We start from the raw sequence: 296 nt of genomic DNA, 5'->3' as shown, positions 1-296 counted from the left end.
GGTCGGGGCTGTTCAGCCAGCGACGCATGGAGCGGCCGCGCAGGCAGGCGCGGGCGTGGAGGCTCTCGTCGCCGGTGTTGTCGGATTCCATGTACAGCACCTTGCCGTCACGGGAGTGCCACTGGAACACGCAGTTGCCGCCGCAGTTGACGTTGCACTGGCTCCAGCTGATGGTGACGGGCTCGGCGGCCGGGGCGTTGTCGCCCGTGGTGGCCAGGTCCTCCTCCTGGGCCTGGGGAGCGCAGCCGTACAAGGCTCCGCCCGCGGCTCCAGCCAGCGCCACGCTGGCCAGCGAG

Annotated in this window: 1 pseudogene; it reads right to left on the bottom strand. The window is 71.3% G+C overall.

The window, feature by feature from the left end:
* Positions 1 to 296, bottom strand: a pseudogene (locus PZH32_RS13130) (dimethyl sulfoxide reductase subunit A); the annotation flags it as partial.

The sequence above is a fragment of the Adlercreutzia equolifaciens genome (genome assembly GCF_029076695.1).
GTDB lineage: Bacteria > Actinomycetota > Coriobacteriia > Coriobacteriales > Eggerthellaceae > Adlercreutzia > Adlercreutzia equolifaciens_A.
This window is presented reverse-complemented; position numbering and strand designations above follow the sequence as displayed.